Genomic DNA, 15326 nt, shown 5'->3' with positions numbered 1-15326 from the left:
ACTTGAGCGCTCTTCAAAGATTAGTCTTGCCTTGGCCGTTGTCTTTACGCTGAAATCACCCTTATGTCTGCCAACTTGGACCAGCTTCGCGCCCAACTGCGCCGTACTCCGGCGGACTGGGGCGTCCGTCTCGAACTGGCGGAGGCGCTGGTGGGTGATGGCAGCGGCCAGCAGGCGGCGGTGCTGATTTCCACCGCGCCGAAGGAGCCCCCGGATGTTGATTCGGTGCTGCGGGCGGCCAAACTGGTGATGCAGCTCGATTCCAAGCTGGCCATGCGCTTCACTGATCGCGCTTTGGCACAGGACGAGTTCAATGTGGAGGCGGCGCTGGTGCGGGCACGCATTCACCAGCACCGTAGCGAGCCGGAGGAGGCGCATCGCTTCACGGTGGTGGCGTCCATGCTTGATCCGGCGCGTTGCGCACGTGAAACGGCCCTGCTGGGCTGGCTGACCTCCGAGGGGCTGCCACTGGAAGCCACCACTGCCGCAGAATCAGATCGTGCCGAGCCTGTGGCAGCTTCCATTCCATTGACCGAGGAAGCTTCGGCAGTGGTTTTCGAGGAGGAGGAAGAGCAGCCTGTGCTGGCGGTGGCAGATGAGGAACCACCGCCTGCACCCGTGATGGCGGTGAAGGTCGCACCAGTCATCGAAGAGGAGGAAGAGGCACCCATGCTCGCTGCGGTGGTGATGGAAAAGACGGCGGAAGAAGCGCCTGTGGTGTCGGCGAAGAAGGAGGATTTGAAGAAGGAGACCACGGCAGAAGCCCCGCCCGCCCTTCCGATGGACGACAAGCCTGTGAGCGACGGAGCGGTGCTGATCGCCCCACGTCGCAACAGCCACGTCGTGCAGAAGGCCTCGGCGATCACCGTGGCACTGGTGGTGCATGTGGCGTTGATTTTGCTGCTCGGCCTGCTGGTGGTGATCGTGCCGGAGCCGCCGGTGGCGGAGTTGGTGGGCATCGTGGCGCCTGAAGCCGATCAGGAACAGCCGCAGACGAAGCAGGTCATTCCATCCGCAATGCCGACTTCAACAGCGGTCGCGTCCGCTCCGACGCGTGCGATCACTGCGGCGGGCATTTCCTCCATTTCGCTGCCGGATTTTGAATCGAAGTCCGAAGGACCGCAGGTGATGGAGATCGCCACCACGGACCTCGGCGCGAGCTTTGCGATGCCGTTTTCGCCCAAGGGCACCTCCGCCGTGAATTTCTTCGGCATCAAGTCGCAGGGCCGGCGCGTGGCCTTCCTGATCGACGTGGAGCGTTACATGCTGACCGATCCGCGCGGAGGTTACCCGGCCTATGAGATCGTGAAGAACGAGATCGCCGGCATGATCGGCAAGCTGGGCCTCGAAACGCATTTCAACGTGATCTTGTATGAGGGCGGCGGTGTTTCGGCCTACTCTGAAAAACTCATTCCCGCCACGACAGCGAACAAGGACAAGATCAGGGAGTGGCTCTATCCGGTGAACCGTGAGTTTGAAAAGCTGGGCATCCGGCCGATCGGCTACCCGATTCAAACGGTGAGCAGCGAGGTGCAGCCGGTGGAGGCACGCCATCTTTCCGGCTACCTGCGGGCCATCCAGTATGCGCTGGAGTCAGATGTGGACGCGGTCTTCATCATCGCCAGCGGCTACCGCAGCATGGTCATCCCCAGCGACATGACGAAGGAGGAGCGTGAGAAGGAGCTCAAGCGCCTGCGCTGGACCGAAAAAGATGCGCTGGCCTGGCAGGCGGCTGTCAAGAAAGGCCAGGACTGGCTGGCGAAGGAAAACGCCGCCCGCAAGGCCAAGGGCATTCCACAGCGCGTGATCGTGAACATCGGCGAAGTCTGGCGCGACATGGGACTGGTCCCACCGCGTGGGCCGCCGGACTTCAACAAGCAGATCACCGCCGACATGCGCGAAGACCAGGTGAAGAACGCCATCCGCCTCTACTACCAGCAGAAGGGCAAGCCCAAGCCGCAGATCAATTTCGTCATCTTCATCGGCAAGGACCAGGACAAGGAGAAGGTGCCCTACCTTGATCACTTCGAGAACATCGCCCAGCGTGCTCGCAGCGGGAAGGTGCGTGTGCTGCAGGGACTCGCGGCGCTGAAGAATGTGACGGGAAAATAATGACGAATGACAGAACCAGATCAGCATCGTCATTCGTCATTCGTCATTTCCTCTTCCCCATGTCCTTCTTCAGCCATGCGCTGAATCGTGCCGCTGAGGAGGTCAATGTAGCCGTTCACATCCATGCTTTCGGGCTCTGGATCACCGCGCACACTGTAGAGCCAGCCTTGCTCATAGGGATCACTGCGGACGATGCAGGCATCGACCTTGAGTTCAGGATTGCCGCCGGCAAAGGCACCATTCATCACACAATAGACATCCGACGCGGCTTTGAAGCCTTCGACCCAGCCGATGTTGTCGCCGGGGGCCACAGGGCCGCCTTCAGCGGACTTCCATTCGCAATCGACCAGTTCACCGAGCATGCGGGTGGCGAATTTGGTGAAGCCGACGCGCCACAGATTCGATTCACCCTCCACCGGAGCCATCCAGTAGTGCGAGCGTGAGTAGCGGAAGGTGTCGGGGAAGCGGGCGGAGAACCGGGCGTGTTTGAAGCGGACGAAATTCAGCGGCATGAGATGAGAGGAAGAAAGAGAGCTTCAGATGGGTCAAGAGGTCAACGGTCAAGGCGTGGTCAAGTCTCGGGCGTTCGAATGTTCGCAGGTACAACTCTTGACCACCTTGACCTCTTGACGGCTCAGCCATCTTGACCGGCGTCAGCCGCGACGGCGCAATCCCACGAACGTCAGCACCACGCCGACGACGAAATGCACGCCGAGCATGATCATCGCCAGATTCGGCGTGGCGAACCACGTCTTCACGAAGTGGTCGATGAAGCCGAAGTAAGGCGTGTTTTGCATCGAGTGGATGATGCCGGACCAGCCGTAGTGCGCTGTGATGAAGGGATGCACCACATGGCCGAGCGTTTGCGGAAAGCCGAGCAGCGCCCCGCAGAACAGCACATTCGCGCTCAGCAGCGTGAGCGAGACACTGTGAGCCCGTTCGGCGGAGCCGGAGTTGGCCGAGATGCCCAGGCAGAGGGCGGCAAATGCCGCGCCTGACAGCGCTGGCAGCAGCAGCTTGGCCAGGCCTGCGCCCGGCAGCCCGCCCGTGATGATGTCGAGAAACATTTCCATCCAGATGCTCTGCACCAGAATGATCGGCAGCATGAAAAGCAGCGAGCCCAGCAGCCACGCGGAGGGTGACACGCCACCGACACGCTCGCGCTCGTAGATCGCACGCCGCGCGGCGATTTCCCGCGCCCCGAGCCGCACCGCCATGAACATCACCAGCAGCACCTGGACCAGCACGATCATCGAGATCGTGTAAGACGCAGGCCAGACCACCTCGGCATTCACGGCACCACCGCGCATGTCCTTGAGCAGTTTCAGATTCGGCAGCAGCAGCAGGGCGGCAATGGCCGGCGCGCCCACCAGCAGCGCCGCGTGCATGATCCACTCCCGCGGCGTCCGCCGTAGCAGCGACCAGCGGCGGCGCACCAGATGCTGCGCCTGGGTGAACATGCCCGGAAGCGGAATGATCGGCCGCACCTCGACTTCGGCGGGCTTCTTCTCCTCTTCCACCTCGCCACGTTGCTTCATGACGATCGTGCGATCCTCATCGCCAGGATCCTCCTCGGCGGCGGAGAGATTCTCAGCGCCGCCACCGAGCTTGAAGGCCGCGTAATACGCGTCGCGATGTTTCATCCAGGAGTCGCCCCAGCGTTGGGCCGGGCGTTTCGCCAGGCGCGCATAGACTTCGTCATACGTCGGCACCGTGAAATAGTGCGGCACTGCCCGGGCTGGTCCATGGAAGGCCACGTAGCCTTCATGCATCACCACCACCGTGTCATATGCCGCCAGATTCGCCAGAGAGTCCGTCGCATGGACCACGATGCGGTCGGGGCGGTCGCTGGCCACCAGTTTGAGCAGCGCTTCAAACTCGCGCTCGCTGCGCACATCCAGTCCCACGGTGAAATCATCGCACAGCACGATCGCCGGGTCCGCCACCAGCGCGAGGCCGAGCTTCAGCCGCCGCCGTTGCGGCAGCGCCAGCGCCGAGGTGCGCTCCGTGGCGATGTTTTCCAGCCCCACTGTCACCAGCACGTGCGACACGCGGGAGATCATCTCGTCCTTCGTGCGTCCGGCACCGCGCAGCAGGGCCGCGCTGATGAGGTTTTCGCGCACGGTGAGATGCTCGATCAGGCTGTCGTCCCCCGCAGGCACCCAGCCGAGCTGGTTCGGATACAACGGTTGTTTGATCAGATCACGCCCGCGCAGGGTCACCTCGCCGGCCTCGGGATCGGTCAAACCGGCCAGGATGCGCAGCAGCGAGGTCTTGCCGCTGCCAGACGGCCCGATCACCGCCAGCACATGCCCGCCCGGTGCCATGAAGCTGACCTGCTCCAGCACCCGGAGGGGTTCCTTGTTCTTGCCGGGGACAACGTACGAGAGATTGTTGATTTCGAGCATAAAAGACGATCTAAGCTGGTCTGGTAGAAAGAGCAAAGTTCAAAATTCAGGCTTCCCATGCCTCGTCCCTGCTTTATTTCTCCATTCTCATGGCCTCCATCCTCCAAGTCCACCCCTCCGACGACGCCATCGTCGCCCTGCACGATCTCGACGCTGGCGCGGCGCTCTCATTGAACGGCACCACCTGGACGCTGCGCGAAAAAATCCCCGCCAAGCAGAAATTCGCCGCGCATGACTTCGCTGTGGGCGATCTCGTCACCATGTATGGCGTCACGGTTGGCAAAGCCACGCAGCCCATCGCGACGGGCGCTCTCATTCACACGCACAACGTCGTCCACGCCACGTCTGCCTTCAGCGGCAAGCAGCGCGACTACACTTGGACGCCGCCCGATGTCTCGAAGTGGCAGAACCGCACCTTTAACGGCTTCAAGCGCTCCCACGGCCCTGCTGGCACCGCGAACTTCTGGATCGTCATCCCGCTCGTCTTCTGCGAGAACCGCAACCTCGCCTTCATGCGCGAGGCGCTCACCCGCAGCCTCGGCTACGGCAAAACCTCGCCCTATGAGCAGTTCGCGCATCGCCTCGTGCAGATGCAGCGCGAAGGCGCATCCAAGGCGCAAATCGAGGCCGCCATGCTCGAAGCAGAGACTTCCGCCGCCACTGCCCGCGTCTTCAAGAACATCGACGGCGTGAAGTTTCTGGAGCACGGCCTCGGCTGCGGCGGCACGCGACAGGATGCGCAGGCCCTGTGCCGACTACTCGCCGGTTACATCAACCACTCCAACGTCGCCGGAGCCACCATCCTCAGCCTCGGCTGCCAGCACGCGCAGGTCAGCCTCTTGGAAAACGAACTCGCCACGCTCTATCCGCAGTTCGACAAGCCCCTGCTCATCTACGAGCAGCAGAAGAGCAAATCCGAACGCGACATGATGGCCAACGCCATCCGCGACACCTTCCTCGGCCTCGCCACCGCCAATGAGCAGACGCGTGAGCCCTGCGCCCTCAGCAATCTCATCATGGCCGTCGAATGCGGCGGCAGCGACGGCTTCTCCGGCATCTCCGCCAATCCCGCCATCGGCCACACTGCCGATCTCCTCGCCGCGCTCGGCGGTGCGCCCGTGTTGAGCGAGTTCCCCGAACTCTGCGGTGTCGAGCAGAGTCTCAGCGACCGCTGCGTCACCGCCGACCTCGCCGACAAATTCGTCCACCTCATGCGCGCCTATGAAGGTGCGGCCCAGGCCTGCGGTTCCGGCTTTGATGCCAACCCCAGCCCCGGCAACATCCGCGACGGCCTCATCACCGACGGCATCAAATCCGCTGGTGCGGCCAAAAAAGGCGGTACCAGTCCCATCGTCGATGTTCTCGACTATGCCGAGCCCATCCGCCAGCACGGCGGCCTCACGCTCTACTGCACCCCCGGCAACGACGTCGAAAGCACCACCGCCCTCGCCGGTGGCGGCTGCAACATGATGCTCTTCACCACCGGCCTCGGCACCCCCACCGGCAATCCCGTCTGCCCCACGCTCAAAATTGCCACCAACAGCGACCTCGCCCGCCGCATGCCCGACCTCATCGACTTCGACACCGGACCCATCATCACTGGCGCGAAGACCGTCGAGCAAATGGGCGAAGACATGCTCGAACTCGTCATCGCCACCGCCAGCGGCGACTACACGCCGAAAGCCGTCGCATTAGGCCAGGACGACTTCCTGCCGTGGAAGCGGGGCGTGTCATTGTGAAGCATGCTAATGGTCAAGTTCTGGCTATTGGCTGAGCTTGATATTCACCATCGGTGCTTAATGGACGGGGCTGCCATCAACAGCGGAGATGGCAAACGGCCGCCATCCTCCCGGAGGATCCCATTCACCCTCGCCGCGGACAACAGTGGGGCCTGCTTCATCAACGACCACACCGTCCATGCCGACCGGCTCGCTCTTCCAGCGAATCGAACGATCCGGCTCCATCCGGAACAGGCGCTCGCCTGACGCGATCAGCAGATAGTCAGCGGTCGGGTAGAAGTGACCAAAATAAGCCCCCAACTCGAGCGTGTGCGCGGATCGATCGGAGAGGGAGACTGCGTGAACTTCTTCGCCAAAGCCGATAAGCAGGATGTCGCGCCAGAGGATTGCCTCCTGGAAGGCAAAGCAAGCCGGTCTGGAAGCGTGAACATCGACTCGGAAGATGGGACCACCAGCGTCTGACACCGCCACATGACAATCGGGCGTCGCCAAGCCCGCAGGAACACGTCCGACGCGAACCAGTTCGAGTGGCAAGATCTTCTCGTCGATCGTGGTGGAGAGATGGGCGGCTAACATCGTTCTTCGTTTTGCTCAGCGACTCTGCCTGCAACGCGTGGATTGCAACCGGCACGCCGCGGCTACTTGGGCAGCCCCTTCAGTGCGTCCTTGAGCGCCTTCTGCACTTGCGCCTCGATGTCATCACCTGGGGCGTCGCCCGTGGTTTTCTTTGGGGTGGCAGGCGGCGCATCGCCGCCACTGCTCCAATCGAGGCCTTCGGTAAAAATCTTCACCACACTGCCCGCCGCTGCTGGCTGAATCATGATCGTCAGTTCCGCTTCGCCCTGTTTGCGCTTGAGAATCGCATTTGTCTTCCCCATCAAACTCCCGGCACCGTCCTTCCAGCCCTGCTGTTTCAGACTCGCCGAAAACTCCTTCGCCACCGCCTCGACCGGCCGCGCGCAGGAAAACTGGATCTGCTTCACGATCTCCTTGTATTCGACATCGGTCGCATCCTTCGGCAGCGGCAGCTTCCGCGCGGCGATGAGCGGCCCAGCTGCGGGCTTGGCTTCCTTCTTCATCGGTTCGTCCGGTTCACTCGCGGTCGGCTTGGGCGCCGCCGCAGGCGCATTGCGCAGCTTCTCCGGCAAGGGCGCGGCAAAGGTCAGGTCCACCTCCCACTTTTCGCCAAACGTGTCGAGCTCCCCGCCCGTGCTCACGCGACCGGTCACGTTCCCACCCGCGATCTTGAACTCCTCCATCTTGATGCTCCCGAGCGAGGTGAACCCCTGTTTCTCGTGCGCGCTGTGGGCCACCTGGCAGCCGAAAATACCTCCGTCATGATGCACGCTCAGTCGCAGCGCGCTGCCGAGCTTGCCAAACACCGCATCGAACGAAGGCTTCTTCGCCGTCGCAGGATTCTTCTCCGTGAAGATCAGTTTGACTGCTGCCTTCCCGTTGAAGGCCTCTTCTTCCTCAACCAGCACAAACTGGATCGCCGCGTTCTTCCCGTTGCCGGTGAACTTGCCGCTCACCGTCGGCTTCACCGGCGGATCGAGCTTGGCCGGTGTTTGTGCGGTGGCGAAACTTGAGACGAACAGCGCGATCAACGCCGCGGAGATTTGCCAGAATCGAAGCGAAGGAAAAGTCTTCATGGCTGGGAATATCCATAGTCAGAGTTGAGGTGAGTTCGAGTGGTATTTGCGAGCGCATGATCCGCGCCCGCCGCATGCCTGACCTCATCGACTTCAACACCAGCCCCATCATCACCGGCGCGAAGACCGTCGAGCAGATGGGCGAGGAAATGCTCGACCTTGTCATCGCCAGCGGCGACTACACGCCGAAAGCCGTCGTGTTGGGGCAGGATGACTTCCTGCCGTGGAAGCGGGGCGTGTCGCTGTGAGAGCTACAAATTGAACTCCGATCAGAGAAATATTGTCGAGAGATGATTGGCAACATCAGATCGTCACGGAATTTTCGTCTGTCCGCGTAGAATTGCACGCATTGCCTGACGCCGAGGAATGTTGATGAGAACCAAGGTTCCGTAGATCGCATAGCCCGTGAGGCTAAAATATGAAATCGCAGGAAACAAGAACCCCAGAGATGCAAAGCAGCCGGCCAACACTCCCAGATCCAACGAATGCTTGAGTCTGTAATCAGCATGAGCACCAGTGACGATCGCCAACCAAAATCTGAAGACTCCAGCCCAATTGAAGCCCGAACCCAATTGACTTCGCATCGTGCTGGTGATTTCCGCCTTAATTTCGGCAGATGGCATCTCACTAAACACGTTGATCATGATGTAACTTCGTCCGTCGAAGAGGTCGGAAAAGTCGTGTTCTATAACCCCACCAGTTGTCGCATGTATGATCCTCCCATCCTCTGTAAAGCTGCCAACGTGACTCCAGATTGATGACGTATAATACATTACTGCCCAACTCTGCCAGGAACCCACTCCATGCAGGAAGAATAGACGTCCCGCATCCCACTCTCGATAACGAGGAAAGTTTCCCGCCATTGCGAGCCGCCCCCTTGGGCTTTGATCAAATCGTCTCGATAAGGCCCCTTACCGCATCGGTATTGAATGTAATTGATGGCTGCAAAAATCATTTCCTCGGCCCAACTATCTAGGCAGAAACAAAACTGTCGAACGGATGATCCAGATAACTTCATCCAACGACATTTTGAACGATTAAAAGAAGTCTCTTGCCGACAAGCTCATGCTGATTTCTGATGAATTGATGCATAAGCCCCTGTTCTTCGCCTTCGCAGTTCTCACGTCCACAGCGGCCAAAGACATCCCCGTCGCTGACGCTGCCGCGTTTGCCGATGCCGCCAAAGCCGTTGCTGCGGGTGACACACTGATCCTCCAAGACGGAACGTGGGCCGATGCGCGACTCAAGATTCATGCGGAAGGCACGGCGGAGAAGCCGGTGACGATCAAGGCGCAGACGCCGGGGAAGGTGATGTTCACGGGCGACTCGCGCCTCTCGCTGGCCGGGGCGCACATCGTGGTGGACGGGCTGTGGTTTCAGAATCCGACGGGAGAGGAAGCCATTGAGTTGCGCATCGACTCGGATGAACTCGCCAACGACTGCCGGATCACGAACTGCGCGGTGACGAATGAGTTGCAGGCCGCACCGGGAGCCTCGGCGCGGTTTGTGTCGATCTACGGCGCGCGCAATCGCCTCGACCACTGCTTCATCCAGGGCAAGACGACGCAGGGCACCACGGTGGTCGTCTGGCTCTCGACCGAGGTCACGGGTCACGGCAAACATCACATTGATCACAATCACTTCGGCCCGCGGCAGAAACTCGGCCGCAACGGCGGGGAGACGATCCGCCTCGGCGACAGCAAGACCTCCATGCAAACGGCCGCCTGCGTGGTGGAGCACAACCTGTTCGAGAAGTGCGATGGCGAGGCCGAATGCATCTCCAACAAGTCCTGCGGCAACATCTATCGCTTCAACACCTTCAAAGGGGTCTCCGGCACGCTGACGTTGCGTCATGGGAACAAGTGCGTCGTCCACGGCAACGTCTTCCTCGGTGACAAGGCCAAGGGCAGCGGCGGCGTGCGCATCATCGGCGAGGATCACCTCGTCACCGGCAATCTCTTCGACGGCCTGACCGGCGACAACGAGCGCAGTGCGATGTGCTTCATGCTCGGCATCCCCGATTCGGTGCCCAACGGCTACTTCCAAGTCAAACGCGCCAAGGTGACGAACAACACCTTTATCAATTGCGCGCACAACATTCTCATCGGCATGCAGGGCGAGAAGAAAGCCACGCTGCCGCCGCTGGAGAGCGAGATCACCGGCAATCACATCCAAACGAGCAAAGGCGAGGCCTTTGAAATCAAGTGCGCGGTCGATGGCGTGACGATGAAGGACAATGAGACCGGCAAGGAACTGTCGGTGGATTTCAAACTGCCCGCACCGGAGCCGGTCGGCCCGGGGTGGTGGAAGTGATGCTGGAACGATATTCATGAGGACCTTGTCAGCATTCACTACCGTGTGCATTCGCTTGGCCGGGAAAGAGCTTGTCAAAGGCGGGTGGGAGTACAGGTTCGGCTTATGATGGATCTAAAAGACTTTGTAGCCGTAAGCATCGACCAGATTTTTGAAGGCATTAAGACTGCTAGGGAGAAGCACAGAGCTGTAGCTCCTCCAACGCGCTATGCTGCCGAGAAATCGAGCGAACCCCGCGGACCTGGAAACAGTCCATTGGACAAGATCGACTTTGATATCGCTGTCACAACTACAGAGGCAACAACCGACAAGATTGCGGGTGGAATCAAGGTTCTAAACATCTTTGGTGTTGGACTCGACGCATCCAAAGGACAAGAACTCCAGAACAGCACCGTGAGCCGCATCAAGTTCTCAGTGCCGGTCGTGTTTTGATCATATTTCCATGCGCACCAACGTCCTCGGAACTCCGCTCACCTGCTGCTGCCGCAAACCCATGACTGGGTTCTATCGCGATGGCTATTGCCGCACCGGTCCCGGTGATGTGGGCCTGCACACCGTCTGCATCGAAGCCACTGCCGACTTTCTGCGCTTCTCGGCCGCACGCGGCAATGATCTGAGCACTCCCGCCCCTGAATGGGACTTTCCCGGCCTGGAACCCGGCGACCGCTGGTGCCTCTGCGTCACGCGCTGGAAGGAAGCCCTCGATGCCGGAGTGGCTCCGCCCGTCTGCCTGTCCGCCTGTCACGAGTCCGCCCTCGAATGGGTCGATCTCGACGATCTGAAGGCTCACGCCCTCGATGATCCGGGTGGCGTCACCGAGTAATCCGGCGCGTTGCGCCCAAACAGAGTGCGCAGCTTGTCGCGAATGATTTCAAATGAACGGCGGATGACGCGGAACATGCGCGGCAGCACCAGCCAGAGTGTGATGAGCACGACGGTGAACAGACACAGCGCGACGATGGGCTTCAACACCATGATCAAGGTGCCCGCGGCTACCACGATGTCCTCGGTGATGCTCAGCGCGATGTTTGAGGCTGGTTCCGGCGAATGATTCGCCAGCAGACGTGTGCCTGCCTTGGCGCTGTGCGTCGTCAAAGCAGCGCCGCCAGCGAGCAATGCGGCCACGACTTCAACATGCGCGGGCATTTCTCCCAAAGCCTGCATGGCCAGGATCGTGCCACCGATCGGCCGGATGAGCGTGTGAACGCTGTCCCAAAGCGAGTCGATCCACGGCACCTTGTCCGCGACGAACTCGATGGCATACATCACACCGGCAGCGATGAGCACCCAGTCATGCCCCAGCACTTCAATGGATTGGAATTTCTCGGCCAGATGCAGCGCGTCAAAGCGCACCAGCAGGCCGGTGAGAAACACCGTGAGGTAAAGATTCAAGCCTGCGAGCGATGCCAGTCCGAGCCCGAGGCCAAGCTGTTCGAGGATTTGCATGATCGGCCTATACCATAAGTCGCCCCGGCGGTCGATGAACAAGTTTGGCGGGATTTTGGAATATATCGGGTAGGGCGGGCTGTCCCTAGCCCGCCGCCGTCACTTCTGACATGCCACAGACCACGACGCTTTGAGGACAAAGCGCCCTACCTTGCCGCGCACCGCGTCAATCACCCACGACTCGCCAAAAACTCCAGCACCTGACGCGCGAGAGCTTTGCTGATGCCCGGCACAGCGGCAATCTCCTCTTCGCTGGCTTTGCGTAGCCGCGTGACAGAGCCGAAGGCCTTCAGCAACGCCGCCTTGCGTGCCTTGCTGACACCGGGGCAGTCATCCAGAATGCTTTCAGCCACACGACGGCCCAGCAGGAGCTGATGGTAGCCGTTCGCCCAGCGATGAGCCTCGTCGCGGATGCGTTGCAGCAGCTTCAAAGCGCCGCGCTCGTGCGGAATGATGACCGGATGGCTTTCTCCGGGCCGATAGACCTCCTCGTGCTCCTTCGCGAGGCCGATGATCGGCAACTCATGCAACCCGAGCCGCTGCAACTCTGCCACAGCGACGCCGAGCTGGCCTTTGCCGCCATCGACGATGACGAGATCAGGCAGCGTCACGAATTTCGGATTCGCTGCGAGCCGCTGCATCGCCTCAGCGGGAGCTTCTTGTGAGAACTCGGCCGCATCTCCGGCTGCGGCACGGCCTTCGAGTAAAATGCGCGAGAAGCGCCGTCGAATGACCTCCGCCATGCTGACGAAGTCGTTCTGCCCGCTGACCGATTTGATCCGATAGCGCCGGTAGTTGGAGTTGTCCGGAACGCCGTTCTTGAAGCGCACCATGCTGGCCACGCAATGCGCGGTGCCGATGTTGGCGATGTCAAAGCACTCCATGACGAGCGGCGGGCGCTCCAGATGCAGCAGCTCTTGCAGTTCACTCACATCGGCCATCGGGTCGATGCTGCTGACCACTCGCGCACGCGCGCCACGCTCGAAGGTGCGTGAAGGAATGAGCGTCTTTTTAAAATCATCGACCATGTCGCGCAATTCGGCGGCTTTTTCGAAATCGAACCGTGCTGCGGCCTGCTGCATCTCTTCTTCCAATGCGGTGACGAGGCCTTTGGAGCGACCGTCGAGGAACTCACAGGCCTGCTCGACGCGCTTTTTGTAGTCTTCCTGCGAAATGCGGAGGATGCACGGCGCGGAGCAGTTTTTGATGATGTCGTTGGAGCAGTGCTTGTAGTCGGCCTCGCCGGGCTTCAGCGGGCGGCAGACGCGCAGGCCAAATTTTTTGTTCAGCCAGTTGAGCGTCGTGCGCAGAGCCATGCCGTGCGGAAAGGGGCCGAAGTAACGGGCACCATCCTCCTTCTTAAGCCGGGTGGTGGACAGCCGGGGCATGGCATCGCCCATGTGAACGCGCACAAGGAAGTAACGTTTGTCATCGCGAAAGCTGACGTTGTAGCGCGGACGAAACTCCTTGATGAGCTTGCTTTCGAGCACCAGCGCCTCGGTGTCGTTGCGCACATGCTGGAGGTCAAAATCCCAGATGCTGGTGATGAGTGCCCGCGTTTTGCGGTCGGCAAGCTGGGAACGGGCGGGCGTGAAGTAGTTCGCGAGACGTTTGCGCAGATCACGCGCCTTGCCGACGTAGATCACGTTGTTCAGCCGGTCGCGCATGATGTACACGCCCGGCGTGTGCGGCACATCGCGGAGTTTGACGAGGAGATCAGGTTTCTGGCGTGAATCGGGCATGCAGGAGGGTTACGTGGCCACCACCCGCCACGGATGAACCGCTTCGGAGATGCCTTTCAACTGCATCGGTGGCATCGGTTCCGCCTGAATCAACTCCCGAGCTTCCGCATATGTCTCCGCGTCCATCACGATCTCCCCCGCTTGCGCGATGCTGCACAGCCGCGAGGCCAGATTCACGCGATGACCGAGCACCGTGTAGCTCAAGCGCTGATCCGATCCCATGCAGCCCGCCACCACCGAACCGGTGGCAAGACCGATGCCGACCTCCAACGAGTGCTTCGAAGTCTGATTCAAATGACGACGCACTTGCAGCATGCTCAGCGCGCATTGCACGGCGCTCAGGGCATCGGCCCCCGTGCTGACGGGAGCGCCAAACAGCACCATGATCAGATCGCCCACGAATTTATCGACGATGCCGCCGTGCTTGTAGGCCACATCGGTCAAAGCGGTCATGTGCTCGTTCAGCAGTTCGATCACGTCGGCAGGCTCCATGTTCTCGGTGATGGCCGTGAAGCCACGGATGTCACAGAACAACATCGACACATGCCGGATCTCGCCGCCAAGGCCGCTGCTCTGCTCGATCAACTGCGCCGCCACGGTGCGATCCGCCACGGCGTTGAGCACGCTGCGGTATTTCTCCTGAAGCGCGAGACCGGTGGCCATTTCATTGAAGGACGCGGCGAGTTTGCCCAACTCATCCTGCCTGCGTACCGGCACGCGCACGTCAAAGTTGCCCAGCTCGATCTGGTGCGTGCCGCTGACGATGTCACGGATCGGCCCGGAGAGTCCGCGTGAGATGTAAAGCACGACCAGCAGGGCAATCATGAGCGCCACAATGCCCAGGCCGCCCACATCACGCCGCAGCTCGGCCAGTTCACGGTCCATCGCGTCGAGCGGGTAGAGATTCACCTGCGCCGCCAGCGGGAAGGGCGAGTCGGGATTGAGCACGCGGTAAAAGATCTGGTGCCGCACGCCATTGATCGGCATGGACATTTCCCGCTGCGCCCGCCCTGAACGATGAATCGACTCCGCGATGTGGCGGGCGACCTCCTCCCGCTCATTTTTCGGAATGGTGGTGCTCACCAGCGCCTCCTCCACCCACACACCGCTCATGATTTCGCCAAACTCCGAGCGCTTCGTCTGCTCATAGAGCACCCGTTCGGCCAAAACCTGCAGCGGCAGGCCAAACAGCATGGCTCCCATAAACTTCCCACTCTGCGGATCACGTAGCGGGGTGATGAAGACCTCGCGCACCTGCTCCGTGCGGCTGTCCTCGCCGAACTCGACGCGCAAGTAGCCGACCTCCTGCTCCTTGAGGATGTCTTCGAGCTTCCGCTCGCCCAGCCATTGCAGCCTGCCGGATTTGCGACGGAACTCCGCGCTGGTGGCACTCTCTTTTGGCAGCGGGGGCATCAGGTTGCGGCCCGGCGGCGCGTTTTTCTTGGGCGCGGCCACAAAGTTGCCCGCCGGGTCGATGATGGCGATGTAAGGCATCTGCGCGGGCATCAGCCGCGCCATCGCGCGTCCGGCATCGGCACGGTCACGTTCTTTGACGCCCCCGCGTCCGCCCGCTGCTGGAAACTCGCTTTGCAGCCGGTCTGTCCCCAGCGCTTCGAGCTGCGGCCGCAGAATCTGCGCGGCGGCGGCGTAATCCTGTTTCGTGATGGCTGCGACGATTTCTGGCTGCTGTGCCAGCCGCGCGAGTTGCTCGGACAAGGCCTCGGTGCGCTTCTTTTTGGCCGCGCTGAAGGTGCTGATCTGCGATTCAAACTGCTCCGCGAAGAGCCGACGATACGCGGCTGTGAATTTCCACTCCGCCAGCACGAGCGTGGCGATGGTGATGCCCGCGACGACGGGAAACACGGTGAAGATGAGCTTGGCGCGAAAACTGGAGAACCACTTCATGGGGGATGT

The 15326-nt window shown here is 60.9% G+C and carries 13 protein-coding genes and 1 pseudogene; 6 read left to right on the top strand and 8 right to left on the bottom strand.

Features of this window, described 5'->3' with window-relative positions:
- Nucleotides 1–63: 63 nt before the first annotated feature.
- Entirely contained in the window at nucleotides 64–2112 is a 2049-nt protein-coding gene (locus tag U1A53_RS13520; RefSeq protein WP_322281674.1) for a hypothetical protein, read from the top strand.
- A gap of 29 nt (nucleotides 2113–2141) precedes the next feature.
- Here U1A53_RS13520 and U1A53_RS13515 read toward each other — a convergent pair whose 3' ends face one another.
- Both U1A53_RS13515 and U1A53_RS13510 read right to left on the bottom strand, forming a co-directional pair.
- Nucleotides 2142–2624 (bottom strand): glycine cleavage system protein H, encoded by a 483-nt coding sequence (locus U1A53_RS13515; protein ID WP_322281672.1) that lies wholly within the window; start codon nucleotides 2622–2624, stop codon nucleotides 2142–2144.
- Nucleotides 2625–2765: 141 nt separating this feature from the next.
- Nucleotides 2766–4520, bottom strand: a complete 1755-nt coding sequence (locus tag U1A53_RS13510; RefSeq protein ID WP_322281670.1) for an ABC transporter ATP-binding protein/permease — start codon at nucleotides 4518–4520, stop codon at nucleotides 2766–2768.
- An 89-nt stretch (nucleotides 4521–4609) separates the two neighbouring features.
- Between U1A53_RS13510 and U1A53_RS13505 the strand changes: the two genes are divergently transcribed.
- Entirely contained in the window at nucleotides 4610–6259 is a 1650-nt protein-coding gene (locus U1A53_RS13505) for an altronate dehydratase family protein (RefSeq protein WP_322281668.1), read from the top strand.
- A 57-nt stretch (nucleotides 6260–6316) separates the two neighbouring features.
- Here U1A53_RS13505 and U1A53_RS13500 read toward each other — a convergent pair whose 3' ends face one another.
- Nucleotides 6317–6835 (bottom strand): hypothetical protein, encoded by a 519-nt coding sequence (locus U1A53_RS13500; RefSeq protein WP_322281666.1) that lies wholly within the window; start codon nucleotides 6833–6835, stop codon nucleotides 6317–6319.
- 62 nt (nucleotides 6836–6897) lie between these two features.
- On the bottom strand, nucleotides 6898–7911 hold the full coding sequence (locus tag U1A53_RS13495; protein ID WP_322281665.1) for a hypothetical protein: 1014 nt from the start codon (nucleotides 7909–7911) through the stop codon (nucleotides 6898–6900).
- Nucleotides 7912–7970: 59 nt separating this feature from the next.
- Between U1A53_RS13495 and U1A53_RS13490 the strand changes: the two are divergent.
- A pseudogene (locus U1A53_RS13490) lies at nucleotides 7971–8159 on the top strand (altronate dehydratase); the annotation flags it as partial.
- Between the two features lie 63 nt (nucleotides 8160–8222).
- On the opposite strand, the gene U1A53_RS13485 reads toward U1A53_RS13490, so the two are convergent.
- Nucleotides 8223–8555, bottom strand: a complete 333-nt coding sequence (locus tag U1A53_RS13485; RefSeq protein WP_322281661.1) for a hypothetical protein — start codon at nucleotides 8553–8555, stop codon at nucleotides 8223–8225.
- Nucleotides 8556–8997: 442 nt separating this feature from the next.
- Between U1A53_RS13485 and U1A53_RS13480 the strand changes: the two genes are divergently transcribed.
- The 3 genes from U1A53_RS13480 to U1A53_RS13470 all read left to right on the top strand — a co-directional run bounded on the left by U1A53_RS13480 (nucleotide 8998) and on the right by U1A53_RS13470 (nucleotide 11047).
- Nucleotides 8998–10224 carry a polysaccharide lyase 6 family protein gene (locus U1A53_RS13480; protein ID WP_322281659.1) on the top strand — a complete coding sequence of 409 codons (1227 nt, stop codon included), beginning with the start codon at nucleotides 8998–9000 and terminating at the stop codon, nucleotides 10222–10224.
- A 105-nt stretch (nucleotides 10225–10329) separates the two neighbouring features.
- On the top strand, nucleotides 10330–10656 hold the full coding sequence (locus U1A53_RS13475; protein ID WP_322281657.1) for a hypothetical protein: 327 nt from the start codon (nucleotides 10330–10332) through the stop codon (nucleotides 10654–10656).
- Nucleotides 10657–10666: 10 nt separating this feature from the next.
- Nucleotides 10667–11047, top strand: coding sequence for a DUF2237 domain-containing protein (locus U1A53_RS13470; RefSeq protein ID WP_322281655.1), 381 nt, complete (start codon nucleotides 10667–10669; stop codon nucleotides 11045–11047).
- Here U1A53_RS13470 and U1A53_RS13465 read toward each other — a convergent pair.
- From U1A53_RS13465 to U1A53_RS13455, 3 genes are all read right to left on the bottom strand, one after another.
- Nucleotides 11011–11670 carry a DUF4126 domain-containing protein gene (locus U1A53_RS13465; protein WP_322281654.1) on the bottom strand — a complete coding sequence of 220 codons (660 nt, stop codon included), beginning with the start codon at nucleotides 11668–11670 and terminating at the stop codon, nucleotides 11011–11013. The genes U1A53_RS13470 and U1A53_RS13465 overlap by 37 nt on opposite strands.
- 170 nt (nucleotides 11671–11840) lie before the next feature.
- Nucleotides 11841–13412 (bottom strand): excinuclease ABC subunit UvrC, encoded by a 1572-nt coding sequence (locus tag U1A53_RS13460; protein ID WP_322281653.1) that lies wholly within the window; start codon nucleotides 13410–13412, stop codon nucleotides 11841–11843.
- A 9-nt stretch (nucleotides 13413–13421) separates the two neighbouring features.
- Complete coding sequence (locus U1A53_RS13455) at nucleotides 13422–15317, bottom strand: adenylate/guanylate cyclase domain-containing protein (RefSeq protein ID WP_322281651.1); 1896 nt, start codon at nucleotides 15315–15317, stop codon at nucleotides 13422–13424.
- Nucleotides 15318–15326: the final 9 nt, after the last annotated feature.

The organism is Prosthecobacter sp. (genome assembly GCF_034366625.1).
Lineage (GTDB): Bacteria > Verrucomicrobiota > Verrucomicrobiia > Verrucomicrobiales > Verrucomicrobiaceae > Prosthecobacter.
The sequence above is the reverse complement of the archived record's forward strand: the minus strand, read 5'-3'. Positions and strand labels throughout refer to the sequence as shown.

What these genes read in the sequence shown, in the direction of transcription:
- U1A53_RS13500 (WP_322281666.1), bottom strand. Translation starts at nt 6,835, where the DNA reads ATGTTAGCCGCCCATCTCTCCACCACGATCGACGAGAAGATCTTGCCA.
- U1A53_RS13515 (WP_322281672.1), bottom strand. Translation starts at nt 2,624, where the DNA reads ATGCCGCTGAATTTCGTCCGCTTCAAACACGCCCGGTTCTCCGCCCGC.
- U1A53_RS13460 (WP_322281653.1), bottom strand. Translation starts at nt 13,412, where the DNA reads ATGCCCGATTCACGCCAGAAACCTGATCTCCTCGTCAAACTCCGCGAT.
- U1A53_RS13510 (WP_322281670.1), bottom strand. Translation starts at nt 4,520, where the DNA reads ATGCTCGAAATCAACAATCTCTCGTACGTTGTCCCCGGCAAGAACAAG.
- U1A53_RS13470 (WP_322281655.1), top strand. Translation starts at nt 10,667, where the DNA reads ATGCGCACCAACGTCCTCGGAACTCCGCTCACCTGCTGCTGCCGCAAA.
- U1A53_RS13495 (WP_322281665.1), bottom strand. Translation starts at nt 7,911, where the DNA reads ATGAAGACTTTTCCTTCGCTTCGATTCTGGCAAATCTCCGCGGCGTTG.
- U1A53_RS13455 (WP_322281651.1), bottom strand. Translation starts at nt 15,317, where the DNA reads ATGAAGTGGTTCTCCAGTTTTCGCGCCAAGCTCATCTTCACCGTGTTT.
- U1A53_RS13505 (WP_322281668.1), top strand. Translation starts at nt 4,610, where the DNA reads ATGGCCTCCATCCTCCAAGTCCACCCCTCCGACGACGCCATCGTCGCC.
- U1A53_RS13465 (WP_322281654.1), bottom strand. Translation starts at nt 11,670, where the DNA reads ATGCAAATCCTCGAACAGCTTGGCCTCGGGCTCGGACTGGCATCGCTC.
- U1A53_RS13485 (WP_322281661.1), bottom strand. Translation starts at nt 8,555, where the DNA reads ATGATCAACGTGTTTAGTGAGATGCCATCTGCCGAAATTAAGGCGGAA.
- U1A53_RS13475 (WP_322281657.1), top strand. Translation starts at nt 10,330, where the DNA reads ATGATGGATCTAAAAGACTTTGTAGCCGTAAGCATCGACCAGATTTTT.
- U1A53_RS13520 (WP_322281674.1), top strand. Translation starts at nt 64, where the DNA reads ATGTCTGCCAACTTGGACCAGCTTCGCGCCCAACTGCGCCGTACTCCG.
- U1A53_RS13480 (WP_322281659.1), top strand. Translation starts at nt 8,998, where the DNA reads ATGCATAAGCCCCTGTTCTTCGCCTTCGCAGTTCTCACGTCCACAGCG.